General features: G+C 42.2%; 1 pseudogene. It reads right to left on the bottom strand.

The window, feature by feature from the left end:
* Nucleotides 1–237, bottom strand: a pseudogene (locus UC75_RS20160) (catechol 1,2-dioxygenase); the annotation flags it as partial.

The raw sequence follows: 237 nt of genomic DNA, 5'->3' as shown, positions 1-237 counted from the left end.
AGTGAACGTGAGATGGACGGTTACCATGACGGCCTAATTTGTTAAGAAGGGCCTGAGTTGTACCTTCTGGCGGGCAACCATAGCCTACTGGCATCGTGGTTAATGCAACATATTTACCATCAGCATCAGTCAAAATGCTACGGCGTAAGTTAAAGTCAGATTGAGACTTATCAAAGAATGAATAGTTACCCAAACTGTTGGCATGCCATACTTCAACTTTGGCATTTTCAATGATAT

The organism is Acinetobacter sp. V2 (assembly GCF_001188385.1).
In the GTDB taxonomy this organism is placed as follows: Bacteria; Pseudomonadota; Gammaproteobacteria; order Pseudomonadales; family Moraxellaceae; genus Acinetobacter; species Acinetobacter oleivorans.
This window is presented reverse-complemented; position numbering and strand designations above follow the sequence as displayed.